The 25,554-nt window shown below is 70.7% G+C and carries 19 protein-coding genes and 2 pseudogenes; 5 read left to right on the top strand and 16 right to left on the bottom strand.

Going from position 1 to position 25,554, the window contains the following annotated elements; translation table 11 throughout:
• The first annotated feature begins 55 nt into the window (after nt 1-55).
• Together ACWC21_RS22340 and ACWC21_RS22335 are read left to right on the top strand one after the other, a co-directional pair.
• Nucleotides 56-622 carry a SigE family RNA polymerase sigma factor gene (locus tag ACWC21_RS22340; protein ID WP_450884438.1) on the top strand — a complete coding sequence of 189 codons (567 nt, stop codon included), beginning with the start codon at nt 56-58 and terminating at the stop codon, nt 620-622.
• Nucleotides 619-1,473, top strand: a complete 855-nt coding sequence (locus tag ACWC21_RS22335; protein ID WP_450884436.1) for a hypothetical protein — start codon at nt 619-621, stop codon at nt 1,471-1,473. Before ACWC21_RS22340 ends, ACWC21_RS22335 begins: the two co-directional genes overlap by 4 nt.
• 168 nt (nt 1,474-1,641) lie before the next feature.
• On the opposite strand, the gene ACWC21_RS22330 is transcribed toward ACWC21_RS22335, so the two are convergent.
• The 3 genes from ACWC21_RS22330 to ACWC21_RS22320 form a co-directional block, all read right to left on the bottom strand.
• Entirely contained in the window at nt 1,642-2,610 is a 969-nt protein-coding gene (locus tag ACWC21_RS22330; RefSeq protein WP_450884434.1) for a glycosyltransferase family 2 protein, read from the bottom strand.
• A gap of 226 nt (nt 2,611-2,836) precedes the next feature.
• Nucleotides 2,837-3,187: a hypothetical protein gene (locus tag ACWC21_RS22325; RefSeq protein WP_450884432.1), complete on the bottom strand. Its 351-nt coding sequence runs from the start codon at nt 3,185-3,187 to the stop codon at nt 2,837-2,839.
• A 139-nt stretch (nt 3,188-3,326) separates the two neighbouring features.
• Nucleotides 3,327-5,702 carry a glycosyltransferase gene (locus ACWC21_RS22320; RefSeq protein ID WP_450884430.1) on the bottom strand — a complete coding sequence of 792 codons (2,376 nt, stop codon included), beginning with the start codon at nt 5,700-5,702 and terminating at the stop codon, nt 3,327-3,329.
• 321 nt (nt 5,703-6,023) lie between these two features.
• On the opposite strand from ACWC21_RS22320, the gene ACWC21_RS22315 reads away from it, so the two are divergent.
• Nucleotides 6,024-8,225 (top strand): family 43 glycosylhydrolase, encoded by a 2,202-nt coding sequence (locus tag ACWC21_RS22315; protein ID WP_450884428.1) that lies wholly within the window; start codon nt 6,024-6,026, stop codon nt 8,223-8,225.
• Here the strand turns inward: ACWC21_RS22315 and ACWC21_RS22310 are convergent.
• The 4 genes and pseudogenes from ACWC21_RS22310 to ACWC21_RS22295 all read right to left on the bottom strand — a co-directional run.
• Complete coding sequence (locus ACWC21_RS22310) at nt 8,218-9,015, bottom strand: HAD family acid phosphatase (protein ID WP_450884426.1); 798 nt, start codon at nt 9,013-9,015, stop codon at nt 8,218-8,220. The two genes, ACWC21_RS22315 and ACWC21_RS22310, sit on opposite strands and share 8 nt — an antisense overlap.
• 87 nt (nt 9,016-9,102) lie before the next feature.
• Nucleotides 9,103-13,617: a caspase, EACC1-associated type gene (locus ACWC21_RS22305; RefSeq protein WP_450884424.1), complete on the bottom strand. Its 4,515-nt coding sequence runs from the start codon at nt 13,615-13,617 to the stop codon at nt 9,103-9,105.
• Nucleotides 13,614-14,021, bottom strand: coding sequence for an effector-associated constant component EACC1 (locus tag ACWC21_RS22300; RefSeq protein ID WP_450884622.1), 408 nt, complete (start codon nt 14,019-14,021; stop codon nt 13,614-13,616). Before ACWC21_RS22300 ends, ACWC21_RS22305 begins: the two co-directional genes overlap by 4 nt.
• 195 nt (nt 14,022-14,216) lie before the next feature.
• Nucleotides 14,217-14,324: pseudogene (locus ACWC21_RS22295) on the bottom strand (pectinesterase family protein); the annotation flags it as partial.
• A 182-nt stretch (nt 14,325-14,506) separates the two neighbouring features.
• Between ACWC21_RS22295 and ACWC21_RS22290 the strand changes: the two are divergent.
• Together ACWC21_RS22290 and ACWC21_RS22285 are read left to right on the top strand one after the other, a co-directional pair.
• The gene (locus tag ACWC21_RS22290; protein ID WP_450884422.1) at nt 14,507-14,662 is read left to right on the top strand and encodes a hypothetical protein; all 156 of its coding nucleotides are present in this window, start codon (nt 14,507-14,509) and stop codon (nt 14,660-14,662) included.
• Nucleotides 14,663-14,680: 18 nt separating this feature from the next.
• Nucleotides 14,681-15,165: pseudogene (locus tag ACWC21_RS22285) on the top strand (IS200/IS605 family accessory protein TnpB-related protein); the annotation flags it as partial.
• A 64-nt stretch (nt 15,166-15,229) separates the two neighbouring features.
• Here ACWC21_RS22285 and ACWC21_RS22280 read toward each other — a convergent pair.
• The 9 genes from ACWC21_RS22280 to ACWC21_RS22240 all read right to left on the bottom strand — a co-directional run bounded on the left by ACWC21_RS22280 (nt 15,230) and on the right by ACWC21_RS22240 (nt 25,507).
• Nucleotides 15,230-16,366: a pectinesterase family protein gene (locus ACWC21_RS22280; protein WP_450884420.1), complete on the bottom strand. Its 1,137-nt coding sequence runs from the start codon at nt 16,364-16,366 to the stop codon at nt 15,230-15,232.
• Between the two features lie 80 nt (nt 16,367-16,446).
• Complete coding sequence (locus tag ACWC21_RS22275) at nt 16,447-17,760, bottom strand: pectate lyase family protein (RefSeq protein WP_450884418.1); 1,314 nt, start codon at nt 17,758-17,760, stop codon at nt 16,447-16,449.
• 13 nt (nt 17,761-17,773) lie between these two features.
• Nucleotides 17,774-18,565, bottom strand: coding sequence for a rhamnogalacturonan acetylesterase (locus ACWC21_RS22270; protein ID WP_450884416.1), 792 nt, complete (start codon nt 18,563-18,565; stop codon nt 17,774-17,776).
• Nucleotides 18,566-18,698: 133 nt separating this feature from the next.
• Entirely contained in the window at nt 18,699-20,036 is a 1,338-nt protein-coding gene (locus ACWC21_RS22265) for an ABC transporter substrate-binding protein (protein WP_450884414.1), read from the bottom strand.
• Between the two features lie 112 nt (nt 20,037-20,148).
• Nucleotides 20,149-21,657 carry a family 43 glycosylhydrolase gene (locus ACWC21_RS22260; RefSeq protein WP_450884412.1) on the bottom strand — a complete coding sequence of 503 codons (1,509 nt, stop codon included), beginning with the start codon at nt 21,655-21,657 and terminating at the stop codon, nt 20,149-20,151.
• Nucleotides 21,654-22,499 (bottom strand): DUF6807 domain-containing protein, encoded by an 846-nt coding sequence (locus ACWC21_RS22255; protein WP_450884410.1) that lies wholly within the window; start codon nt 22,497-22,499, stop codon nt 21,654-21,656. Before ACWC21_RS22255 ends, ACWC21_RS22260 begins: the two co-directional genes overlap by 4 nt.
• Entirely contained in the window at nt 22,499-23,644 is a 1,146-nt protein-coding gene (locus ACWC21_RS22250) for a Gfo/Idh/MocA family protein (RefSeq protein WP_450884408.1), read from the bottom strand. The genes ACWC21_RS22255 and ACWC21_RS22250 overlap by 1 nt, the downstream gene beginning before the upstream one ends.
• A gap of 46 nt (nt 23,645-23,690) precedes the next feature.
• Nucleotides 23,691-24,575: a carbohydrate ABC transporter permease gene (locus tag ACWC21_RS22245; protein WP_450884406.1), complete on the bottom strand. Its 885-nt coding sequence runs from the start codon at nt 24,573-24,575 to the stop codon at nt 23,691-23,693.
• A complete protein-coding gene (locus tag ACWC21_RS22240) occupies nt 24,572-25,507 on the bottom strand; it encodes a carbohydrate ABC transporter permease (protein WP_450884404.1) in 936 nt (311 codons plus the stop codon). The genes ACWC21_RS22245 and ACWC21_RS22240 overlap by 4 nt, the downstream gene beginning before the upstream one ends.
• Nucleotides 25,508-25,554: the final 47 nt, after the last annotated feature.

The raw sequence follows: 25,554 nt of genomic DNA, 5'->3' as shown, positions 1-25,554 counted from the left end.
GGTCACCCCCGGACAGTCACACGCCATTCACGTGACACGCACAGAGAGGTACCCCGTGGGCACAGTCGTCGACGACGCCGCCTCCGAGGAGTTCCACGCTTTCTTCGAACGGCACTACGCCGAACTCTCCCGGCTCGCCCACCTCCTGACGGGCGAGCCGGACGCCGCGGACGACCTGGCCGCGGACGCGCTGCTGGCACTGTGGCACCGCTGGGACCGGGTGCGCACGGCCGAACACCCGGTGGCCTACGCCCGGGGCGTCGTCGCCAACCTGGCCCGGACCCGCATCCGCAGCGCGGTGCGTGAGCGCCGCCGGATCGCGCTGTTCTGGTCGCACCGCGAGGAGAAGACCGAGAACCCCGACGTGGCCGGCATGGTGGACGTGCAGGGGGCACTGCGCAGGCTGCCGTTCCGGAAGCGGGCGTGCGTCGTGCTGCGGCACGCGTTCGACCTGTCGGAGAAGGACACCGCGCTGGCCCTCGGGGTGTCGGTGGGTACGGTGAAGAGCCAGACGTCGAAGGGAATGGCCGAACTTCAGCGGTTGCTCGGCAGCGAGAGCGCTTCGCGGAAGGTGCACGCCGCCATGGCGCGCGGCGGCGAGACCGGAGGTAGGAACCGATGAGGCAGCAGGACGTGCATGACGAGCTGCGCGCCCGGCTGCACGAGGCGGCCGAGGCGCACGAACCCGACCGGGCACGGATTCTCGCCCGGATCGAGCGGGGCATGGCCGCCGGCGGCCACCCCGACCACCGGGCGACGCGCCCGCCGGCGTTCGGGTGGTTCCGGGTGGTCGGCGCCACGGCCGCGGTGGCCGGTGTCCTCGCGGTCGGCGGCTACGCGGTGGCGTCCGCGGTGAAGGACGACACCCCCGCGCAGCAGACGGTCGCGGTCTCACCGACGCCCACGCCGTCACCGGACGCCACGAAGAGGCCGCCGGTCCACTCGTCCACCCCGTCGGCCGTTCCGAGCCGCACCCCACCGCCCTCCCACGAGGCGAGCCCGTCCACGGCCCCGGCGCCGAAGCCCTCGGCCACCACGCGGGCGCCCGCCGGTCGGGGCACGCGGAACGGCCCGCTGTGGTCGGACGGTTCGGTCGACCCGCACAGCAACGACTTCTGGGCGCAGAGCAACATCACCCTCAAGACCGCGAAGCAGCTGACCGCGCTCACCGTGCGGTTGAAGGTGGCGCAGACGGGCGGCGTGTCCACGACGGGCGCCTGGAGCTCCCTGCCGGAGGCCGACTTCACGCATACGGTGGAGGAGAAGGACGGCTTCCTCGTCTACACCTGGGTGCTGAAGCAGGGCCGTACGGTCCCCGCGGGCCAGTGGGTCTTCGCCGGACAGTACGACCACGAGCGCGGCGGCCGGGACGCGAAGGACGACACCTACACCGCCGCGGGCGCCGCGGGCGCCGCGCAGTACGCCGTGGGGGGCGATTTCGCGGCGCACGGCTCGGGCGCCGGAGATTCCTGAACCGACTCCAGAAACAACCATGTGTTCGTTTCCGGCGTCTGTACAAGTGTCGGCCTGAGCCCCCCTCGGCCGTACGGCCGGCCTGAGCCCCCCTCGGCCGGCAACGGGAACGCCCCGCCGGTGACGACCGGCGGGGCGTTCCTCCTTTGCCGGACCGGCCGCACCCGGTCACACGGCGGATGCCGTCGGCGCCTGTGCCCTTCCCTGACCGGGCGGGTTGACGGTTCCGCCCTGAGCGGCCAGCGCCTGCTCCAGACGCCGGATGTGGTAGTACTGCACCCGCGTGGTCCGCTGCAGTGCCATGACCGCGGCGAGGAACTGGTCCATCTCGGCGGCCCTGGTGAGGATGTCGTCGGGTACGTTCTCGTCCCGCAGGCAGGCTTCCGAGTCCCGGCTCAGCACCGCGTGTGCCCAACCGCGGGTGATCGGCTTGAACAGGTCCGGGTGGTTGGCCACGATGCGGGCCCGGATGGCCAGGTCGTTCTCGGCGGCTTCCACATGCAGTCCGGTGTCCTTGTTGCGCGCCCCGAACAGCGGCTCATGGACGTGGTACGCGTCGAAGCCGTGCTCGGCGCAGCCGATCCAGAAGTCCCAGTCCTCTCCGGCCCGCATGTTCTCGTCGTACCCTCCCACGGCCCGCCACGCCTCACGGCGGTACAGCGAGCAGTAGAACATGATCAGTCGCTGGAGCAGCAGCTCCCTGCTGTACGCGGGGAGAGGCATCACCTGCGGGGGAAGGTCGTCGTCGGTGAAGGTGAACACGTCGGTCGAGGCGATGGCGACGTGGGGATCGCCGTCGAGCACCGCGACGGTCTTCTCCAGCATCGTGGGCGCGATCACGTCGTCGGCGTCCAGGGGCAGGATGTAGCGGCCGGCGGCGGCCTCGATTCCGGTGTTGCGCGCGGCGGAGACCCCGGCGTTGGCCTGCTGGAGCAGTCTGATGCGCCGGTCGGGGTGGCGGGCGATCAGGCCCTCGGTCACCTCGACGGTGTTGTCGGTGCTGCCGTCGTCGACGATGACCAGCTCCCAGTCCTCGAACGTCTGGGCGAGAACACTGGACACTGCCTCGGGCAGGTAGCGGGCGTAGTCGTGGCACGGGACGACCACCGAAACCACGGGTTCGGATCTCTGGGGCATGCGCCGTCTTTCGCTTCGGGACGAGAACGGAAACGGGAAGGGACAGGGCGGGGCGGGACGGCTGCCGGCGGCCCCCTCACGTCCTGCTGGACGGCCGCGCCGCAGCGGACCCGCCGGACCACCCACTAGTGGTGGAGCGCCGTCGACCCACTCGTGGTGGAGCGCCGTCGACCCACTCGTGGTGGAGCGCCGTCGACCCACTCGTGATGGAGCGCCGTCGACGCTCCTAGCCCTCGAAGGGGAACAGGTGCCCGTGGTGCCCGTAGTCGCAGAACGTGAGGTTGGCGATGGGGGCGCAGCAGTGGTGATGGTAGCCGGTGATGGTCATGTTGCCGATCGGCGTGCAGCAGTGGATGTAGTCGGTGATGGTCATGTTGCCGATGGGCGTGCACGGGTGCTCGTACCCGGAGGTGACGGCGACGCCGCCCATGGCCTGGTCCGGGTGTCCGTGGGTCGCCGACGGGGCGAGGGAGTCCGAAGCGGCGGCTGCGGCATAGGCCGCCTCCGCGCCGTTCAGCAGTCCGGCGGTCGCCAGTGCGGCGGGGAGGGCCAGCGAGGATAGGACACGGGTTTTCACGGTGGGTCCTCTCTGTCGAGGGTGGGGAGCTGCCCTGCGGGGCCGGTGCTTTCGCGACCGGTGCAGTGGCGCCACCGTAGGATTTACTTACTTTCCGTGTCAAAGACGCTACTCCAAGTGACGGAGCGGGCGAGTGCCGTCAGGACGGGGACACGGCCCCGGCGCCCACCGGGTCCGGTGCGTGGTGCGGGTGCACTACTTCCAGGTCGGGCAGGGCCCAGCAGGCGGTGCCCATGTCCCGGGCCATCGCGGCCAGGCCCTCGGTCTCGATGAGGTGCCGGTACGGGAAGCAAGGGAAGGTCAGGCCGTCGCGGTGGAGGTCGGCGCGGACCAGCAGTGCCGTGCCGCCCACGGAGTCGACTCGGACCAGCCCCTGTCCCCGCAACTCGTCGAGGTAGGTCCGGCCGAACCCTTTCGGGGGCTGCAGGATGCCGTCGCGAAGCCACCGGGACCAGTCGAGCGTGCCGGCCCCGCGGTGCAGGACGAACGTGTTGAGGTCGTACGTGGGTCCGCCCGCCGTGGTGGCGCAGTGCGGGACGACGATGTCCTTGCGCGCGCCGAGGAGACGCTGGATCAGGTCGGCCGGATGGTCGGTGACGTCGACGTCCAGCCACAGCGCCCACTCCTCGTCGGCGAGGGCCCGGGAGAGCAGATGGTTGCGGGCCCTGGCCAGCACCGACCGGCGCCGGCGCTGGACGCCCGGCTCCCAGCGGGGGCCCTCGAGCTGCAGGCCGAAGTCGCGGTGCACCAGGGTGACCCGCCGGTACTCCGCCTCGAGGCCGGGCAGGGCCTGCCGGAGCAGCTCTCGTGTCGTGTCCCTGCTGTCGCCCTCCAGCAGGCCGAGGGAGAGGGCCTCGCGCGGGTAGTCCAGGCCGCGAAGGCTCTCCAGATAGCGGGGCAGGAACGCGGCCGCGTCCTTGACGGGGGTGAGCACCAGCACCCGTGGCCGCTCGCTCGCCGGTTCCGGGGCCGGCTCCACGGCCGTCCGCGGTCCTTGGACGCGGGCCGGGGTGCCGGCCCGGCCCGCCTCGGCATGGGCGATGTCCTTCGGTTCGATCGGCATCCGGGCCGCCATGGCCTGCAATCGCTCGGCATAGGCGCCGGGTTCGGCCCAGATCTCGGTCGCCACGTCGAAGTGCTCCGCGAAATGGGACTCGTCGAACGTGTTGCCGCCGTGACACACATAGGTGTACAGCTCGGGCGCGTCGACCGACACCACACGGCAGCCGCGGACCACCCCTTCCGCCACCGGCGTGTCCTCGCCCCGGCGCAGTGCCGGGTAACGCGGCAGCCGGTCCTTGGCGCACACCATCGACCCCTCCCAGACGCGCGCGCAGGAGATCGCGAGCTTGCGCCGGGCGGGCCACCACAGCCGTTCACGGGCGAGGAAGCAGGCGTCGACGCCCAGCGCGAGAATCGCCGCCATCTGGGTCTCGACCCGCTCCGGGTCGTACAGGTCGTCGTCGTCCCACTGGCAGACGTAGGGCCCGGTCGCCCGGTCCACCGCCTCGTTGCGCAGTTCGCCCAACGTCCGTCCCTCCGGGGGGAGCCGGTGGTGGCGGATCCGCGGGTCGCCCTGCTCACGGATGTGCCGTTCGAGGGCGTCGTCCGTGCCGTCCTCGACGACGACCAGTTCCAGGTTCGGGTAGGTCTGCGCGCGGAAGCAGCTGATCGCGCGACGGGCCGTCGACGAGCGGTCCTTGGTCACCATCAGGCAGGACACCGTCGGCGCGGGCGCGCCCGAGGCCCAGCGGCGGCGTTGCGCGTCGAGGCTGAGCATGCCGTCGGCCAGGGGGTGCAGCTCCTGGCTCGTCCAGAACGGGTAGCGTTTGCCGGCGGAGGTCCGGGGGCCCGCGGGGGCGTCCGCCACCCAGCTGCCGGACCAGTGGTGCACGGCGTAGGCGCGTTCGTAGTCGGCGTTCTGCGGGCCGAACAGTTCTGCCGCGTACGGGCTCACCTCCGGGTAGAGGATTTCCGGGCCGAGGACCGTGATCGAGGCGGGATCCGGGACGCTGTCGACCGCCCTGGTGAGGAAGAAGGGGCCGGTGGCGTCGAGCGCGCTGGGCGACTTGTGGGAGCCCACCAACTGCCGGTGCACATGGGCCCAGAAGGGGTGGCCCGGCCGTGACGCGATGAACGCGTTGCCGACGATGCGGCCGAATCCGCGCCGGCGGGCCAGCAGCAGCCGTGTGTGCGCCTCCGGTTCGCAGCCGAGGACGAGTTCGCGCCCGTCAAGGATGTCGTCGACGGGACTGAGGCACTCGAAGTCCAGATCGACGTAGAGCCCGCCGAAATGGTCGAGCAGGAAATAGCGAATTGCGTCGGCCCGCATGATCGCTTCCGGATAGCCGTCGTAGACGGGCAGGAACCACGGATAGTGCTCCTGGAGGAATGCGCGATTGTCCGCGTCGGTCCACAGACGGTACCCCCAGCCGGGGTGGCGCCGACGCCAGGAGTCGGCCCACACCGCCCATTCCGGGGGCACATCGGTGTCTTTCCAGGTTTGGTGGATCAAGGCGGGAATCTTGTGCTGCATCCGCATTGGGACAGTATGCCGATCAGCCGGGAGGAGGGCTTTTCCGGTGCGCCGGCCGTCAGGACATTCACCCGCGCGGCCCTCGGTTCGGTGTCTCCCGGGAACCGAATCGCCGGCGTGCACGGTCCATCGCCCGGCCGATGTCCGGCGCCGGTGACAAGAGGGTGCCGGGCCGGGCGGGAGGATCGAAAGTTTCGGCGGTTCTCATCCCGCTCTCATCGATTGACGTGCCGTTTCCCACTGGTAACACTCCGAGGCGCAACACCAAACAGAATCCACCATGCTCCGACAGGACTGCCCATGCGCCGCAGAGCCGTGTTCCTCGCCTGTCTCGCCCTTCTGCTCACCCTGTTCGCCGCCCCGCCGGGCACCGCGCACTCAGGAGCCCCACCCGTGAAACACCCCAAGTACGCCGGCTACCTCTTCGCCTACTTCACCGGCGAGGGCACCGCCGACGGCGAGCAGATCCGCTACGCCCTCAGCCGGGGCAACGACCCGCTGCACTGGCGGGAACTGAACGCGGGCAAGCCCGTCCTGACCTCCACCATCGGCGAGAAGGGGCTGCGCGACCCGTTCGTCATCCGCTCCCCGAAGGGCGACAAGTTCTACCTGATCGCCACCGACCTCAGGATGTACGACAACAGCAGCGGCAGCTGGGACTACGTCCAGCGGCACGGCAGCAAGTCGATCATGATCTGGGAGTCCACCGACCTGGTGCACTGGACCGACCAGCGCCTGGTGAAGGTCGCCCCCGACAACGCGGGCAACACCTGGGCTCCGGAGGCCTACTGGGACGACTCCCTCGGTGAGTACGTCGTCTTCTGGGCGTCGAAGCTGTACGCCGACGACGACCCCGACCACACCGGTTCGACGTACAACAAGATGATGTACGCGACGACGAAGGACTTCCGCACCTTCAGCGCGCCGAAGGTCTGGGACGACCCCGGCTACTCCGTCATCGACTCCACCGTGGTCAAGTACAAGGACTCCTACTACCGGTACACCAAGGACGAGCGGGACCCCTCCTCCAGCTCGCCCTGCTCGAAGTTCATCACCGGGGAGAAGTCGGCCAGTCTGACCAGCACCAAGTACGACTTCGTCGCGGACTGCATCGGCAGCGGGTCCATCGAGCGCGGAGAAGGCCCGACGGTGTTCAAGTCGAACACCGAGAAGAAGTGGTACCTGTTCATCGACGAGTACGGACTGCGCGGCTACGTCCCCTTCGAGACCACCGACCTCGACTCGGGCAAGTGGACGATGTCCAAGGACTACCAGCTTCCGGCGAGCCCCCGGCACGGCACGGTGATGCCGGTGACGCAGGCGGAGTACGACCGGCTGCTGGCCGCCTACCCGAGCACCTCCACCTCCGTGGTGGACGCCACGGCGAAGGACCAGAAGGGGTACGCCGTCGTCACCGAGCCGGCGTCGAAGGTCGTACTCCCGATGCGGCCGGACGCCGACCTGTCCCGGCTGGCACCGAAGCTGTGGGTGGGTGAGGGCGCCCGGGTCAGCCCGGGATCCGGCACGCGGCGCGACTTCCGCACACCGCAGACGTACACGGTGACGGCGGCGGACGGCACCACCCGCACCTGGACGGTGGAGGCGGTCCGCACCCGCAGTCCGATCCTGCCCGGTCTGAACGCCGACCCGGACGTGCACTACCTGAACGGCGAGTACTGGATCTACCCGACCACCGACGGCTTCCAGGGCTGGAGCGGCACCAGCTTCAAGGCGTACTCCTCGAAGGACCTGGTCCACTGGAAGGACCACGGCGTGATCCTGGACCTCGGCCCCGACGTCTCCTGGGCGGACAAGAACGCCTGGGCGCCGGCGATCGCCGAGCGGAACGGCAAGTACTACTTCTACTTCTGCGCGGAGCAGCAGATAGGGGTCGCGGTCGCCGACTCCCCCGCCGGCCCGTTCAAGGACGCCCTCGGCAAACCGCTCGTCGCCAAGGGCAAGCTGTCCGGCCAGATGATCGACCCGGCCGTGTTCACGGACGACGACGGCCGGTCGTACCTCTACTGGGGCAACGGGCACGCCTACGTGGTCCCGCTGAACGACGACATGACGTCGTACGACCCGTCGAAGGTGAAGGACATCACCACGGACAACTTCCGTGAGGGTTCCTTCGTGATCAAGCGGAACGGCACGTACTACTTCATGTGGTCCGAGGACGACACCCGCAGCGAGAACTACCACGTGGCCTACGCGACGGGACCGTCCCCGCTCGGCCCGTGGACCAAGCGGGGGACGATCCTGTCCAAGCGTCCCGAGTACGGCATCCTCGCCACCGGCCACCACTCCGTGGTGAACGTGCCCGGCACCGACGACTGGTACATCGTCTACCACCGGTTCGCACTCAACGGCCCCGGCAGGGCGGGCGGCGACGGTATGCACCGCGAGACGACGGTCGACCGTATGCGGTTCGCCGCCGACGGCACGATCGAACCGGTCGTCCCGACCCTGGAGTCGATCAGGCCGGTGAAGACCCCTAGCTGACGAAGTACGTCGGGTTCGGGATCTTGTACGTGCGGTCGGCGTGGCCGCCGTCGAGGTCCGAGTACTGGTCGCCGAAGTTGGCGATGATGTCGTACCCGAGGTCGTCCTCGATGTGCCCCCGCGTACCGGACTTGTACTGGACCGTGGTGCAGTTCCAGGTACCCGGGGTGGCACAGGCGCTCAGGTAGGCCGGCGGGTTCGCCTTGTCCTTGAGGAACATGTGGTCGGCGTCGAGGTTCACATCGGCGCCGACCTTCTTCAGGTTCTCCACGGCGGCGGAACGCTGCGCCTCGCTCAGGCCCGAGTTGTAGAAGACCTCGACCCCCTTGGACTCGGCGTACCGGACCAGCTCCGGGCTGCCGAAGACGGCCGGGCGGTCGGCCTTGTTCACGTAGTCGGCCCATGTGGTGCCGTTGTACGTGTAGTTGTACCGCTTCTCGTAGTCGAGGCTGAGCAGCAGCGTGTCGTCGATGTCGAAGACGACCGCGGGCTTCCGGTGCCGGTGGTGCGCCTTGCGCGCCGCCTTGTCGATGTACCGCTCGGCGGCGGAGTCGAGACGTGCCAGGTCCTTGGCGTACGGGCTGTCCGGGGACGCCTGGTACACGCCATTGGCGTCCGCCGTGGTGCCGTAGTAGGTGTCGATGTCCTTCACCAGGAGCCCGATGTTGTAGGGCTCGTGGGTGGAGTTCGCCGTGGACTGACCGGCGGTGGCCGCGCCGGCGCCGTAGAGGACGCCCCCGGCGAGGGCGCAGGCGGCGGTGGCCGCCGCGATCCGCAGTGATTTATGCATGACAGGTTTCTACGCGCGTCACGCTGTGGGGGGCGAGATGGTTTACCCGATCGATACACACCGGTTCAGCGAGGGGGCTGGGGGCGGTCACTTGCACGGGGGGTCGTACGGTTCGCCGGGGACGTAGGCTTTCCACTCGTTCGGCTTGATGACGTCACCGATGCTCTTGCAGAGGATGTACTTCAGGTCCGGGGTGTTGATGGACCAGACATTGACTTTCTCCCCGGCCGCAGCCAGCAGGGGCTTCCCGCGTGGGCTGTACGACAGGCTCCCGAAGCCCGTGAGGCTTCCGAGGTCGTAGGCGAACCCGGCCTGGTCCACCGGGGTTCCAGGGTTGCGCACGTCCCACAACTCGATGTGGTTCTTCACGCTGCCGGTCGCGTTGTCCGGGTCGCCCGAGCTGCTCAGGGCGAGGGTCCGGCCGTCAGGGCTGAACGCGATGCCTGATCCCGATCCGATCGTGCGCATCACGGCGACGGGGTTCTTGGCGATCTGTCCGTTCTCGACCCACCATAGGCGTGTGACGTCCTGGGTGTCGGTAGCGGCGAGCAGCTTGCCGTCGGGGCGGAAGGCTGACTGGGACACCGTGGCGCCCGGGGTGAGCCACCGGGTGGGCCGGGCGACCGGATGCCGTGGGTCCGCGACGGTCCAGGACAACAGCTTGTCCCTGGTGTTGGCGATCAGGAGTCGGCCCTTGGGAGCGAAGGTGACGCTGAAGACCTCCTCCTTCATCGACGCCGTCCGCCGCGGGTGGGAGACGGTGCTGACGTCGAACATCCTCACCGAGGGTGGCTCGTTCCTGAGGTGGGGATCGTTGTTGTTGTCGGCGACAGCCAGCAGGCGGCCGTCGGGGCTGAAGGAGATGTCCTGGACACCGTCTGCGATGTCCTTGATGGTAGCGAGGACCGGTGCGCCGGACCGAGTGGTGTCACGAAGTCTGACGACGCGCCTGTCACCGCTCAGTTCGCTGAGCGCGAGGATCCGTCCGTCGGGGCTGAAGGCGGCCCCCTCCGCACCGATGTCTCCGCTGCCCGGCAGCTTCGCCAGGGGCTTGTGCAATATCCGGTCGCGGGGCAGGTCCCACAGGGTACCGGCGTCGGCACCGTGGATGACCAGCAGTCGCCGAGCGCCGCCGCTGACCATCGTGGTCGTCTGGAAGCCGGAGATGCTCTCGCCGAAGCTGGCTGCAGCGGCGGGCCGTATGGTGTTCTCCACGTACCACAGCAGGACGCCGCGTCCGCTCGCCCGCAGCAGCTGGTGGCCCTGCGGAGTGAAGAGTGCGGGACCGACCATCCCGTCGGCGTCGGTGCTGTCTTGCAGCTCGGCGCCCCTCCACGGGTTCGACGGTGCGGTGACTCCCCAAAGGGAGGTGGTGTGACCGCAGGCGGTGGCGATGGCCTTGCCGTCCGGACTGAAGGCGACCGAGGCCATGTCGGTCACACAGCTGGTCGCCCAGCTGTCGGTCGCCGTCCCCGCCGACGTCGGCTTCGCCCGGCCCCGCACCTTCCAGAGGCGGACGAGGACGTTCTTCCCGTCCCCTGGACCGGCCAGGAACCGTCCGTCCGGGCTGAAGGCGACGCGGTGCAGTGCCTTGTCCTTCAGTTCATCCGTCTGGGTCCCCGTCCTGAAGCCTGGCAGGGTCGCCTGCGCTGTGGTGCGAGCCTGGTTCGCCGTGTCCCAGAGCCGTACCGTGCCGTCCTTGCCCGCGCTGGCCATCAGGCTCCCGGAGGGAGCGAAGGCGAGTGAGTCGACATCGCCGGTGTGGCCGTGCAGGGTGCGCAGCAGGTGCGGCGCGGTCCGGCGGGAGACGTCCCACAGCTCGATGCCGCCGTCGACGCGGCCTGCGGCGAGCGTGCGGCCGTCGTGACCGACGGCCAGCGACAGGATCCGGGCCTCCCGCGGCCCGGGCACGGTGATGGAACGCGGCTTGTCCAGGCTGGTGACGTCCCACAGCCCCAGCGACCCGCTTCCCGTGGCACCCGCCCGTACAGCGGCAAGGAGCCGGCCGTCGGGGCTCAGTGCCACCGCCCCGGCCCGCATCTGCCCCAGGTGGCCCGGTTCCACGTCGCCATGGGCCAAGTCCCGCAGGACCACGTCGGAACCGGTCGAGATGGCCAGCCTGGCGCCGTCGGCGTCGAGGGAGATGTCCCCGGCGGGGGCGTCCGCCTGGTAGGCGCCCGGCTTCTCCATGGCGGCGATCATGGGCGCGGTGCCGGCGCTCGGGTCCAGCCGGTACGCGACCATGCTCAGCTGCTTGGCCAGTCCCGGCCGGGTCTCCTGGAACGCCTCCGCCTCCTCCGCGACCAGCCGGGCCACGGCATGCCGCCGCTGGTCCGCCTCCCGCTGCCCCGCCACCCAGGCCGTGATCCCGCCCGCCCCGGCCAGCAGCGCCAGCACGCACAGACACGCGACGACCGCCCTGCGGATGCGCACCGAACGCCGTTCCTGACGCACCGACTGGTCCAGGAACTCGGCGAGCCCCGGCTCGAGTTGGGCGTACCCGTCCCGCCCGGCGGGGTCGGTCAGGCCCGCGGTCTCGAGGCGTTCCCGGGTGGCGGCGAGCCGGGGGCCGCGGTAGAGCAGGGAGGGGTCCCTGTCCGCCTCCCACCAGACGGCGGCGTCGGCGGCGACCTGCTGGCGGGTGCGCAGCCAGTCGCGGTCCGCGTCGATCCACTGCCGGAGCAACGGCCAGGCGTTCAGCAGGGCGTTGTGGCTGATGCGGACGGTCCGCTCGTCGAGGACCAGCAGCCGCGCGGCGGCCAGCCGGTGCAGTGCGCGCTCGCCCGCCCGCGGTTCCGGTAATCCGTCCAGCAGCACGGTCCGGTCGACGGGGCGGCTGGTGTCCGGCGCGTCGTCGTCGATGCGCACCAGCCGGGGCAGCATCCGGCGTACGGCGGCACGGCCGGCGTCGTCGAGGCGCTCGTAGGTCTCGTCGGCGGTCCGTCTGATGGCGCTGTCGATGCCCCCGCTGTCGCGGTAGCCGGCGATGGTCAGCAGTCTGCCGCGCCGGTGTCGCCAGGTGGCCCACAGCGCGTGCGAGAGCAGCGGCAGCGTCCCCGTCTGCGACCGGTCGAGCCGGGCGGCTCCCAGCTCGTGGATGAGCAGGTCGACCAGGCCCTCGTCGAGTTCCAGGCCGGCGGCCTCGGCCGGGCGCTCGATCGCGGCCCGGAGTTCCTCCTGCCGCATGGGGCCGACGAGCACCTGGTTGGCCCGCAGGACGGAGGCCAGCTCGGGCAGGGCTTGGGCGTGCCCGTAGAAGTCGGCGCGCAGGGCGGCGACCACCAGGGTCCCGGCGTCGGCCAGGGCCGTCAACGCGGCCAGGAATCCCGTTCGTTCGGACGGGCTGCGGCAGGCGGTGAACAGCTCCTCCAGCTGGTCCACGACCAGGACCAGCCGCCCGCCGTCCGGGACGACGTCGCGGACCCAGCCGACGGCCCGCTGCGGGGCCTCTTCCTGCGTGTCGGTGTCCTCCGCCGCGCCGTCGGGACGCAGCGCGGCGGCCAGACCGCGCAGGGGGTGCTCGCCGGGGGTCAGGACGGCACAGGGCCAGGCCGCCGAACCCGGCAGCAGCGGGCTTCCGGCTCGCAGGGCCGCGAGCAGGCCGGCCTGCAGCAGTGACGTCTTGCCTGCGCCGGACGGCCCGACCACCGCCAGTGGCCGACCCTGCTCGACGGCCTGGCGGCAGCCGCGGAGCAGCTCGTCGACCAGCTCCTCGCGGCCGTGGAAGAAGTCGGCGTCGTCGACGGTGAACGCGTCGAGGCCCGGGTACGGGCACGGGCCGGGCGCCGGCTCCTCGGCCGCGGCGCCGTCCGGTTCACCGGGCGTGGGTGCGGCCGCGTTGACGGCGATGACCAGGCCGCCGGAGCGGTCGCCGGCCTGGCGGCGCGGCAGTGGCCCGTGCCGCGCCCGGAGCGCGCGGAACAGGTGGTCGTAGACGTCGTCCAGGGTGAGCAGGCGCGGCGCACGCGGATCGCCGTCCTTCAGGAGGCTGATGAGCTCTCCCGTGAGGGCGGTGTGTTCGGCGTCCTCGGGGGCCAGCGCGAGCTGCTCGGCGGAGCCCAGCAGATACATCCCGTGCCCGGCGGGCAGGGTGAAGGCCGCGGGCTGGGGAGTGGTGGTGCCCATCCGGGCCCGGCCGGAGAAGCAGCAGTCCAGGACGACGACGACCGAAGCGGCGCGGCACAGGGTGAGCGCCTCCCGCAGGGCGGAGAACGGGAGCGCCTGGTGTGCGGCGAGGCCCGGGGTGAGCCGGTCGGTGGCGGCGGCGGCGAGGTACAGCTCGTCACCGGGGCCGATGAGACCGTGCCCCACGTAGTACACGAGCAGAGTGCTCTCGGCCTCCTGCGCCGCCTCGGCCACGGCCAGGGCCATGGTGCGGGCGTCCGCCGGGTCGATGAGGGTGCGGAGCCGGTCGCGGGTCACCCCGCAGCGTTGGACCAGAGTGGCCGCGAGGGCTTCGACACTGCGCGGCACCGCCGGTACGGAGGTCAGTGTCGGCCCCTGGTGGGTACCGGTCCCGATGAGGAGCACCCGTGCACCCGAGGACGCCAGCGCGACGGCGGGCACCGAGACGGTGGGTGACTCGGCGGGCCGGGAGGTCATGATCCGCTGCCGTCCACGTCCCGGCCGCCCTCCAGCAGCCGGGAAGCGTCGGTCACGAAGGCGCCCAGCTCCTGGGGTGTCATCGGCCGGACCAGCTTCGTGGAGATCTCCAGCGACGCGCCGTCGGCCCGGGTCGCCTTGACGGTGACGTCGCCGTGCCGGCCGCGGATCCAGGCCACCAGGGCCGTGGTGAGTCCGGTGGCCGCACCGCCCGAACCGAGCGCGACCACCAGGCCGTCAAGGACCGGCCCCAGCGTGCCGGGCACCGGTGGCCCCTCCTGGGGGGTGACTCTGCCGCGCAGCTCGTCCTCGTCGGCGAGCCAGGCGAGCAGCGAGCGTGTCTCGTCGGCGGCGTCACCGTCGTCGGCACCGTCGGTGACGCGGACCTTCACGCGTACGTCCACAGGTTCCCCCGATCGCGTCCTCGTTCCCAAAGCACGCCAGGGCAACAGGATATGACGTCCGTGTGAGGGCCGACCGTGGCCCGTCGGTTCGTCGTGGCGCCGATGGTGGTGCTCCCCGTCGTCAGGGACGTCGTCGAGGGGTCGCACATCCCGGCGGCCTGCCTCGGCGACTGGCGTCCCTGATCCCCGAACCCGCCAGTCGTTGGCGATCGTCACGTCGCGGACCGTCAGACCGGGTGCCGCCGAGGCGAAGGTGGCCGGGCCCGCGGTGCCGTAGGTGCCCGAGCCGTCCGGCTTCGGGGTTGTGAACTGCTGCCTCGTGACAGTGCTTGGGCGCGTTGTGGTGTGCATGAGTGAGTGTCTGGGACGGATCATGCAGGTGCGCCTGAGTGGGGAACGGGAGTTCTTGCGTCGAATGCGTGACCTTTGCGGGTGGTGTTCGTTGGGTGCGGTGACGGATCTTCGAGCCGCGCGAGGGGGGGGCGATGAGCGGGTTGCGCGTGGTGGCGGCTTCGTTCGTGGTGCCGGGCCCGTCCGGGGTAGCGGTCCGTGACAGCCTGAAGGGGCTGACCGGGCGGGACGAGGAGGTGCTGCGTCTGGTCGGTGACCTGCTCGGCTCTCTGGCCTGCCGGGATCTGTAGGCCCGTTGTGCGGCGGGCCTGGACCATGACAGTGACGGGTGGGCGCGGCGCAAGCGGGCTCTCACCGGTGAGTCCTCCTCACGCTGGGCGGGCAGCATCACCAAGGCCACACACGACCAGTGGGCGCCGGCCCGACGCGGTCAGCTCGCCCACCTCCAGCACCTCCAGGCAGGTGTGGACGCGATCGCGTACCGGCTGTCGTTGCCCATCGGGGCCAAGGGCTCGGGCGGCCGACCGGGCGGGCGGGCGGTTATCGCTCGAAGAGGGAGTGGTTCGCCAAGTCCCGGCGCCTGCACCTGCTCGAAAACCGGCTGGAACATGAACGCGCGAAGTGGCAGGCCGGGCGTGTGCCAGTGGTGCGCGGCGGTAAGAAGCTGCTGCGCGCCCGGCACAACCTGGACGCCGCCCACCTGGGCGAGGCCGAGTGGCGCAGCCGGTGCGAGGCCGCACGCTGGTTCTGTCCGGCCGATGGCGAGTCGGGCAAGCGGTACGGCAACGAGAGCACGAGTCCTGGCACCAGGACTCACTCCCGCTCAGTCTCTGGGAACGGTGCGTCTGCGCATGCCGTCAGCACTTCTTCCACGGCGTCCAGTCGCCGAGGTAGGTCTCCCGGGTCGCCGACCGGGCCTGCTCGGCGGTGAGTTGGGGGCGGTTGTCCGGGAGGGTGATCTCCGCGCCCGGGCCGGTGTCGCGGTACTCGGCGAAGCGCTGGCTCTGCCAGGGGTAGGCGGCCGACATGTCGGTGTACGGCGTCGCCGCGTCGATGCCGGGACCGAGCCAGGTGTCGCGCACGGTCAGCATCGGGCGGGCGGTGGGGTCGGAACCCGGGACCCAGGGACGGGCCAGCTTGTAGTAGCCGTCGGGGGCCTCGCTGCTGACGCGGCCGCGTGTCACCAGGTAGCCGCGGGGGTTGGCGCGGGCCGTGGAGGGGGCGAAGACGAAACCGTACGGGGCCGCCGCCAGGTCGGTGCGGTTCAGGGTGCGGAAGTGGCAGTGCTCGTACACGGCCGTCGCCCGGCCGAAGACGAAGTCGACGTCGCCCTCGATGTAGCAGTGGGCGTAGTACTGCCGGGCGAAGGTGCCGAGCGCCGTCGAGTCGGCGTACAGGGTGTCCTGGTGGCCGAGGAACCGGCAGTGGGTGAACGCGCTGCGGTCGCCCTGCACCTTGATGGCGACCGCCTGGGTGCCGGTGATGTCGGGATGGTCGGCGCGCAGCCAGTCGTTGGCGAAGGTGATCCAGCGGGCGGTGAAGCCGTCGGCCTGGACGAGGGTGGTGGCCGAGCCGGTGGTGCCGTACGTGCCGGAGCCGTCCGGCTTCGGCGTTCCGTTGGCGTTGTCGTGGACGATCACCACGTCGCGGGGGTCCTCCGAGGCTCCGATCCAGGTCGCCTCGGTGCGGGTGGCGTCGAGGGCGACGGTCTCCCGGTAGGTGCCCGGGGCGAGGACCAGGGTCCAGCCGGTGCCGGTCGCGGCGGTCACGGCGGTCTGGACACCGGTGAAGTCGCCGCGGCCGTGCGGGTCGACGTACAGGGTGGTCGGTGTGAGGCGGCGGGCCGGTGATCCGTACCGGCCGAAGGGGCGCCGGCCGCCGGTGGCGTGCGCGTGCGCGGGGACGGCGGTCGCGAGGCCGAGCGCGGCGGCGGCGCTCGCCGCGAGGAAGCCCCTTCTGGACAGGGGTGCCGGGCGGTGCTGGGGCGAGGGCATGCGGATGCTCCTTCGCAGTGCGGCTCATGGGGAGGGGTGGGCCGGGGCGGGCGCCCCGGCCCGGGGCGCGTGAGGGTGCGTCAGCGCAGGTGGCCGGCGCCCGCGTTGCGGTCGACGATGCAGGGCACCGCCTTCGCCGCGTCGACCTTCGTCCGCAGGGTCGGCGTCCAGCCCGCGCCGGACTGCAGGACCTCGCCCGGGACCTGGGCGTTGTGCACCGCGATCAGGTCGGTCAGGGTGCCGTTGACGTAGTTGTCGTCGGCGGTGACCGGTGCCTCCTTCCACTTCTTCAGCACGTGCCCCGCGTCGGCCCCCGCGGGCAGGGTGAACGCGTTGTGTTCGGCGACCAGTTGGGACTCCATGCCGATGCCGTAGCTGTAGGAGTAGCCGTCGCCCGCGACGAAGTGGTTGTTGTAGGAGTCGACCTGTCCGAAGCGGACGCGCGGGGCGCGCTCGACCAGGTTCGAGAACAGGTTGTGGTGGAAGGTCACCTTGAGGTGGCCGCGGTCCACGGCGGCCGTCGAGGCGCTGTCGCTGTTGCCGATCAGGATCGTCTTGTCGTGGTCGGCGAAGACGTTCCAGGAGGCGGTGACGTAGTCGGCGCCCTTGACGATGTCGAGTTCGCCGTCGTGCTGCTCGTAGATCCGCCCGAAGTAGTGCGGGAGGGTGCTGTCCGGGTGGTCGCCGTCGGTGAAGGTGTCGTGGTCCATCCACACATGGGTGGACCCGTAGATCACGGCGCTGTCGTACTCGGAGTTCCAGTTGCCGTCGGCCGTGTCGGTCGGGTCCCACTGCGGGAAGCAGTCGAGGGGGCTCTCGAAGCCCAGGTTGCGGACGATGACGTTGTCCACGCCCTTGATCTGCAGGCTCGCGCCCTTGAAGCCGGCGTTCTCGCCGACGCCGATGATGGTGGTGTTGGCCGGGACGTCCGCCTTGATGTACGCGTCCTGGTGGGCGGCGGAGGCCCGGCGCAGGCCCTCGGGGCTGTCGTCGGGCTCGGCGTCCAGGGTCCTGTCGCGGCCCCACACGGCCGGGTCGTACTTCTTCAGGTAGGCGTCGAAGTCGTAGCCCGGCACCGCGAACGACGCACAGCTCGGGCCGTCGGCGTCGATCGTGCCCTTCACCTTGATGATCTTGGGTGCCGTGCCGCCGTCGGCGAGGGCGGCCTTGAAGGCGTCCCAGGTGGTGACGGTGTAGACGTGTGCGGAGTCGGCGGCGGCGCCGCCGGTGGTGCCGGTGCCGTGGGCGGCCCAGCCGTCGTTCGCCGCGAGGGTCTGGTGGGCGGGGTCCGGGTGCCGGGGCTGGGCGGAGGCGGTGCCGGTGACGGAGAGCCCGAGGGCGGCGCAGCCGACAAGGGTAGTTATGACACGTCCATGACATTTCTGTGTGCGCACTGTGCGGGTCTCCTCAGCTTGCGGGTGGCCAGGTGATCCAGGAGGTCGGAATGTCCTCGTGCAGCCGGACGACGTCGTGCCGGGCCAGCACCCGGGTGCGCAGCAGCTCCTGCGCCACGAGCCGGGCCACGGCGATGGCCCCCGGCGGGTTGAAGTGCGTGTTGTCCTGCTCGGTGGCCGTCCAGTTGAAGTACGTCTTCGTCGCCTCGACCCCCAGCTTCTGCCACAGCGCCAGCGACAACGCCTCGATGTCGAGCAGCGGCACGCGCTCCTCCTGGGCGAGCGCGCGCATCGCCGCCGGATAGTCGCCGTGGGTCGGCACCGCGTTGCCGTCGGCGTCGAACTTCCTCCGTTCGGCGGGGGTGGCGAGAACGGGCCGGGCGCCCTTGGCCCGCGCCCCGTCGACGTAGAGCCGCAGATAGTCCTGGTACGTGCTCCAGGGCTCGGTGTAGCGGGTGGGATCGGCGGACTTCTCGTCGTTGTGCGCGAACTGGATGATCAGCAGATCGTGCGGCCGGATCTCCGCGAGGATCGCGTCGAGCCGGCCCTCGTCGACGAAGCTCTTCGAACTCCGCCCGTTCACAGCGCGGTTGGCGACCTGGACCTCTTTCCCGAGAAAGAAGGGGAGCGCCATGCCCCACCCCGTCTCGGGGGCGGCGTCGGCGTACTTCTGGGCGGCGGTGGAGTCACCGGCGATGTAGACCGTACGACGGTGAGGGGCGGCCCGGGCGGTGCCGGTGGCGTCGAGGCCGAGCGGGAGGGCGGCGAGCGCCGCCAGTGTTACCTGTCTGCGCGTAAGGGACACGAAGGTGCACCTTTCAACAGGGGGAGGGAAACCTACGTAGGGGCGCGGGGCCGCATCGATATGCGGCTCCGCCGCGTGGGCGCGACCAGCCACAACGGCACTCAGCCGCGCCCACAACGGAAACCACCCGAGCTCAGTGGTGGCTCTTCCAGTCGGCCTGCGCCTTGTTCAGCTGGTCGGCCAGCGTGTCCAGGAACTCCTTCGCGCTCATCTTCCCGAGCAGCAGCTTCTGGAAGTTCGGCTCGTTGTCCGTCTTGGAGATCGTGTTCCAGTCCGGCAGGTAGTACGGCAGCTGCACGATCTTCGTGCCGGCCCCGTTCAGCGCCTCGGCCGCCAGTTTCGTCGGCTCGGCCCGCTGGATCCACGCGTCCTTGGCCGCGTCGGTGTTCGCCGGGACCTGCCCCGCCGACTCGTTGAACTTGGAGTTCTCCGCGGCGGAGACGGCGAACTCGATGAACTTCCAGGCGGCCGCCTTGTTCTTGCTGGACTTGAACAGGCTCAGCCCGTCCACCGGGTTGGACACCTGCACCCGGGTGCCGTCGTCCAGCGTGGGGTTGGGAATGCCCCGGAACCTGTCCTTGCCCAGCGCCTTCAGATGGTCCTGGTACGAGCCCAGGTTGTGGCTCAGCATGCCGATCGTGCCGCTGTCCCACTGGGCGACCATCTTCGTGAAGTCGTTGTTCACGTCGGCGGACGGGGTGTCCTTCTTGTAGAGCGCGACGTACTTCTCGAGGGCGGCCACGTTCTTGGGGTCGTTGACGGTGGTCCTGTCGCCGTTCCAGAACGACGTGATCCCGGTCTGGCCGTACACCGCGTCGAGGGCCGGCGCGATGGCGCCCTCGCCGCCGCGGATGGTGAAGCCGAACTGGTTCTTGCCCTTGTTCGTGAGCTTGTCGGCGGCCGCGTAGAACTTCGACCAGGTGGTCGGCGCGTCCAGGCCGGCCTTCTTGAACAGGTCGGTCCGGTACCACAGCGTGCCGTTGTTCGCGGAGGTCGGCACCTGGTACAGCGTGTTCCCGCCGCCCGCCGCCTTGCTGACGTCGATCAGGTTCCGGCTCAGCTTTCCGTTCAGCGGGCTCCCCTCGAGCCGGCCGTCCAGCGGCTCCAGCGCGCCCTGGGCCCCGACCTCGGCGAGCATCGCCGTGCCCACACCGCCGACGTCCGGCAGCCCGCCGCCCTGGATGGCGGTGTCGTACTTGGACTGGGCGCCGGCCGCCGGGATACCGACGTACTTGACCTTGATGTCGGGGTACTTGTGCTCGAAGTCGGCGATGATCTGCTTCCAGATGTCGGTCCGGACACCTCCGTTGTTGTCCCAGAAGGTGATCGTGCCCTTGCCGGAGCCCTCGTCGCCCTTGCCGCCCGCGCCGCCGCTGCCGTCGTCACCGCAGGCGGTGGCGGCCAGCGTGAGCACGGAGCCCAGGGCGACGGCCGTGGCGGCGCGCCTGCTTCTGCGGATGCTGCTCTTCATCGGTCTGCTCTTCTCTGCTTCCGGATTCGAGGGGGAGGTGAGGTCATGAGCGGATGGCAAGCGCTTGCTACGGAGGTGCGTCATTGCGGCTCCCGACAGGCGTACGGATGGGTCAAAGGGGGTCGATCCGGAATCGGGTGAAGGCCGCCGTTCCGGCGTGCCCGGGCCCTTCGGGCGCGACGGCGAACAGGCCGAGCAGAGCGCCGACCCAGCGCCAGGGCGTGGCGGTGAAGACCGGACCGGAGGGACGGAAGCCGTCCCCGGTGTCGGCGGCGAAGCGGCAGCGTGCGCCCGGCCCGGTCTCGATCCGCAGCCGGGCCCGCCCCTCGGGCGCGGGGCGCGGGTGCTCGGCGTCCCGCTCCGTCACCGCCGCGGTCTCGGCGAACCGGTGCACGAGCCGGACCGTCCCGTCCGCCGCCCGCTCCAGCCCGATCCAGCCGAAGGCGTCGCCGAGCACCGCCAGTCCGGCCCGCGCCCCCGGCCCGGTGCCGTCCAACCGCAGCCCGACCTCGGCCGCGCACGGTGCGCCGGGCAGCCGCTGGGTGAGTACGTTCGGCAGTGTGCGCAGGTCGTGGGCGTCGGCCGAGCGTACGCAGGTCAGCCGCAACCCGTCGGCGGAGTGCTGGGTGGCCCAGCCGTCCCGGGGGTTGGCGGTCCACTGCCACTGGCGGCCGTACCGTCCGCCGGGGAAGTCGTCGTCGGTGGCGGGCGCGGCGGGCGGCTGCGCAGGCAGGTCGGGCCTGCGGTGGACGGCGACGGGGGCGCCCTCGTCCCCGATCACCGGCCAGCCGGTCTCCGTCCAGCGCATCGGCTGCAGGTGGACGACCCTGCCGTACGCGCCCCGCTGCTGGAAGTGCAGGAACCAGTCCTCGCCGGTCGGGGTGCGCACCCAGCCGCCCTGGTGCGGCCCGTTGACGTCGGTGTCCTTCTGCTCCAGGACGATCCTCTCCTCGTACGGTCCGAAGAAGCCGCGCGAGCGGAAGGCGCCCTGCCAGCCGGTCTCCACCCCGCCGGCCGGCGCGAGGATCCAGAACCAGCCGTCGTGCCGGTAGAGCTTGGGGCCCTCCAGGGTGAACCAGCCGGGGATGCGGTCACCGTCGACGATCACCTTGCCCTCGTCGAGCAGGGTGGTGCCGTCGGGGTGCATGCGGTGGCCGGTGAGGCGGTTGTTGACGCCGGCGCGGGATCTGGCCCAGGCGTGCACGAGGTAGGCCTCACCGGTCTCGTCGTCCCACAGCGGGCACGGGTCGATCAGTCCCTTTCCCTCCTTCAGCAGGTGCGGGGGCGTCCAAGGGCCCCTGACGTCCGGCGCGTTGACCTGGAAGACGCCCTGGTCGGGGTCGCCCCAGAAGATCCAGAACCGGTCGTCGTGATGTCTGATCGACGGAGCCCAGACCCCGCGGTCGTGCCGGGGCGCCGCGAACTCGTCCGCCGGCTCAAGTCGTTCGAGGGCGTGGCCGACGAGGGTCCAGTGGACCAGGTCGCGTGAGTGCAGCAGTGGCAGACCGGGGGCGCGGCCGAAGCTGGAGGCGGTGAGGTAGAAGTCGTCGCCGACGCGGACGACGTCCGGGTCCGACCAGTCGGCGTTCAGGACCGGGTTGCGGTACGTCCCCTGGGTCACTGGCTCACCGCCTTGCGCACCAGCGCCGCCGCGTCCTGCCGGTCGAGGCGGCCGTCGGCGACGACCGTGACGATCCGCCGTACGACGGTCTCGCCGGGCGGGAGCGGCAACCGCTCGTCGGACGCCAGCGAGGAGCCCACCCCCGGGTATTCGGCGGCGCGGACGAACCAGGGGTCTCGCCGGGTGTCCTTGGTGGCCCCCGCGAAGACCAGCGTCCAGCCGGCGCCCGCCAGGGCGACCCAGCCGGCGCGGCCGCCGTGCACCGCCCGCTCGCCCTCGCGGTCGGCGGTGAAGACCTCCGGGGCGGCGGCCTCCTTGCGGGCCCGCCAGAAGAAGCCGCCGTAGGCGGCGCCGGGGCGCCCGTTGGTGGCCGGGCTGCCGATGGACAGCGGGCCGGGGGTGACGTTGGTGAGGGAGAAGGTGAAGTCGAGCGCCCAGGCGGAGTCGGTGAGTTCGGTCGCCGCGACGATACGGCGTTCGCGGAGTAACTCGGTTCCCGCGGCGATCCAGCGCAGTTCCTCGACGAAGCCGTCGGGGTCGCGGAGCTGGAAGGACGCGTGGCGCTGGGTGCCGTGGTCGTCCAGCTCGGTCGGGCCCCGGTCGCGGACGAAGGTGCGCCCGCCCCAGAAGTTGTGCCCCTCGACGTCGGGAACGGCGACACCGACGCCGAGGTGGTGTGTGTGGTCGGCGGGGCTGAGTTCGGTGACCGCCGTGCCGGCCAGGGTGGTGACGGGGTGCAGATACGGGCGCGGGGAGAGCCGGGCCGGCAGCTCGGGACGGGGGACGTAGCGGCCGACCGGGCGGCCCGCGACCCGCAGGACCGGGGTGTCGTTGGTCGTCATCAGGTGCTCTCCTCTTTCGGTGGGGCCCAGGAAGCGCCCAGTTCGGAGTAGAGGGCGAGGGTGTCCGCGGCGGCCGCGACCAGAGCGTCGATGCCGGGCACGACCCGGCGGTTCTCGTCCGGGAGCAGACGCCAGGCGCCGGCGGGCAGGGCGGCCGGGTCGTCGGCCAGCCTGATCGCTTCGACGACCTTCATGAAGGCGCCGGTCGACTCGGGTTCCACCAGCAGGTCGGCGCCGGTGGTGAGATGGTCGACGAGGTTCTCCAGCAGGTCGGTGCGGTCGTACTCGGTCTCCTCGGGCCCGTGGCCCGCCCGCTGGAGCAGCACGCGGTCCTGCTTGTACCAGTAGGTGATCCGGCCGGTGGAGCCGTGCACCAGGACGTACGGCTCCCCCGGTTGCTCGGCGCACAGGGTCGCGGCGACGGTGACCGGGCCGAGCGCGGTGGTCACCCGGACGCAGGAGGTGTCGTCGGACTCGATGTCGTTGGCGCGCAGCAGTTCGGTCTCGATGCCGGTGACGTCCTCGGCACGGGTCGTGCCGAGAACGGCGAGGCTGGTGGCGACGGCGTGGGCGAGGGGGTTGGTGAGGACCCCGTCGATCACGTCGTCGCCGTTCAGCCGGCGCTTGCCTGCCCAGGGCGCCCGCCGGTAGTAGGCCTCGTCGCGGGCCCAGGCCCCGGCGGCACCGACCCCTCTGACCTCGCCGACCGCGCCTTCGGCGATCATCCGGCGGATCGCGGGCACGGCGTGCGAACCCAACGACTGGAACCCGATCTGACAGCCGGTCGAGGCCTTCGCGACCCCGTCGGCCATGCGCCGGAACTCGGCGTAGGACGGCGCGGGCGGCTTCTCCAGCAGGACGTGCACACCCCGATCGGCGGCGGTCAGCGCCAGGTCGGTGTGGGTGGGGATCGGAGTGCAGATCACGGCGATCCGGGCGCCGGTGGAGTCGAGGAGCGCCCCCAGGTCGGCGGACTGCTCCGGTGTGCCGAGGCCCTCCGGGATCTCCTCCTCGGCCAGCGGGGTCAGTTCGCAGATCCCGGCCAGCCGGACGACTCCCTTCGCCTGGAGCCGGAGGATGTTGCCGAGGTGCCAGCGGCCGTGGCCGCGCGCGCCGGCCAGAACGATCGGTACGGTTGTGCTCATGGACGAATCCTCCCTGTCTCCGTACCGAAGGTGACCTGCCGGGGTCTCATCCCTTCACCGCTCCCGCACTGAAGCCGGTGATCAGCCACTTCTGGATGAAGGCGAACACGATCACCACCGGTACGGCCGCGACGATGCCGCCCGCGGCCAGCGCGCCCAGGTCGACGCTGTCCGCGCTCATCAGGGTGTTGAGGCCGACCGGGATGGTCTGCTTGCTCTGGTCGGACAGGAACATCAGGGCGAACAGGAAGTGGTTCCAGGCGTGCACGAACGCGAAGGAGCCGACGGCGATCAGCCCCGGGCGCAGCAGCGGCAGGACCACGATGCGGAACGCGGTGAAGCGGTTGCAGCCGTCCACCCAGGCGGCCTCCTCCAGGGAGTAGGGCACGTTCCGGATGAAGCCGCTGATCAGAATCATCGACAGGGGCAGCTGGAAGACGGTCTCGGCGAGGACGACACTGCCGAGCGAGTTGATCATCTGGAGCTTGGCGAAGATCTGGAACAGCGGCACCAGCAGCAGCGCGCCGGGGACGAACTGGGAGCACAGCAGGGCCAGCATGAACACGCGCTTGATCCTGAAGTCGAAGCGGGCCAGGGCGTAGCCGCCGGCCAGCGCCACGACCGTGGTCAGGAACAGGGTGGCGATGCCGACCAGGACGCTGTTCTGGAAGTACGTGCCGAAGCTTCGCTCGGTCCACACCTTCTGGAAGTGGTCGAAGGTGACCGGCCAGGGCACCAGCGAGGTCGAGCCGGCCGGGCGCAGGGCGAAGAGCAGGATCCAGTAGAACGGGATCAGGGTGAAGAGCAGGTAGACCGACAGCGGGACGTAGATCTGCCAGCGGGGGACCTCGTCCCATGCGCGGCGCTTCCCGCGTGACCGGGCCGGTTCGGGTGCCGCACGCTCGGGTGCGGGCGCGATCTCGGTGATCACTTCTGGTCACCTCCGAACTTGCTCAGCCGCAGATAGACGATCGAGCAGAAGAGCAGGATCACGAACGCGACCGTGGTCAGAGCGGACGCGTAGCCGAAGTTGTGGGCGTCGACGCTGGTGTTGGCGATGTAGAGCGGGAGTGTCGTGGTCTCGCCCGCGGGGCCGCCGCCGGTCAGGGTGTAGAGCAGGTCGACGTTGTTGAACTCCCACACCGCGCGCAGCAGCGTGGACAGGACGATGGCGTCCTTCAGATGGGGCAGTGTGATGTGCCAGAACTGCTTGAGGCGGCCGGCGCCGTCGACCTCGGCGGCCTCGTACAGGTCCTTGGAGACGGACTGGAGGTCGGCGAGGATCAGGATCGCGAAGAACGGGACGCCGCGCCACAGGTCGGCGACGACCGCCGCCGGGAAGACGGTCGAGGTGTCCGACAGCCAGCTGGTGCCGTAGGAGCCGATTCCCATGTCGGCGAGGTAACGGGTGATGCCGGTCTGGGAGTTGTAGAGCAGCACCCAGATCGCGGAGGTCAGCACGCCCGAGACGGCCCACGGGGAGAAGACCAGGGCGCGGCCCAGTGCCCGTCCGGCGAAGCTCTGGTTGACGATCAGGGCCAGGGCAAGACCGCAGAGCAGCTGGAGTCCGACCTCGACGACGACCCACTTCGCGCTGAAGGTGAGCGTGTCCCAGAACTGGGGGTCGTGCGCGAAGGCCTGGGTGAAGTTGTCGAGGCCCGCGAATCCGTTCCGCCACGGCTTGGTGGGGTTGTAGTTCTGCAGGCTGTAGTAGAAGACGCTGATGACCGGGTAGGCGATGAAGCCCAGCATGAGCAGGGCCGCCGGGGCGATCAGCAGGTACGGGAGCCTGCGCGGCGTCGCGGAGGCACGGCGCCGCCGGGGTGGCGCGGGCGGTTTCGCCACGGCTGCGGCTTGGGCCATGACTCTTCTCCGTTCTGGTGCGTCGTGCGGTCTCGTGCGGGTGAAGC

The organism is Streptomyces sp. NPDC001348, from assembly GCF_053597535.1.
Note: the sequence above shows the minus strand (reverse complement) of the source record. Positions and strands in the feature narration are given on the sequence as shown.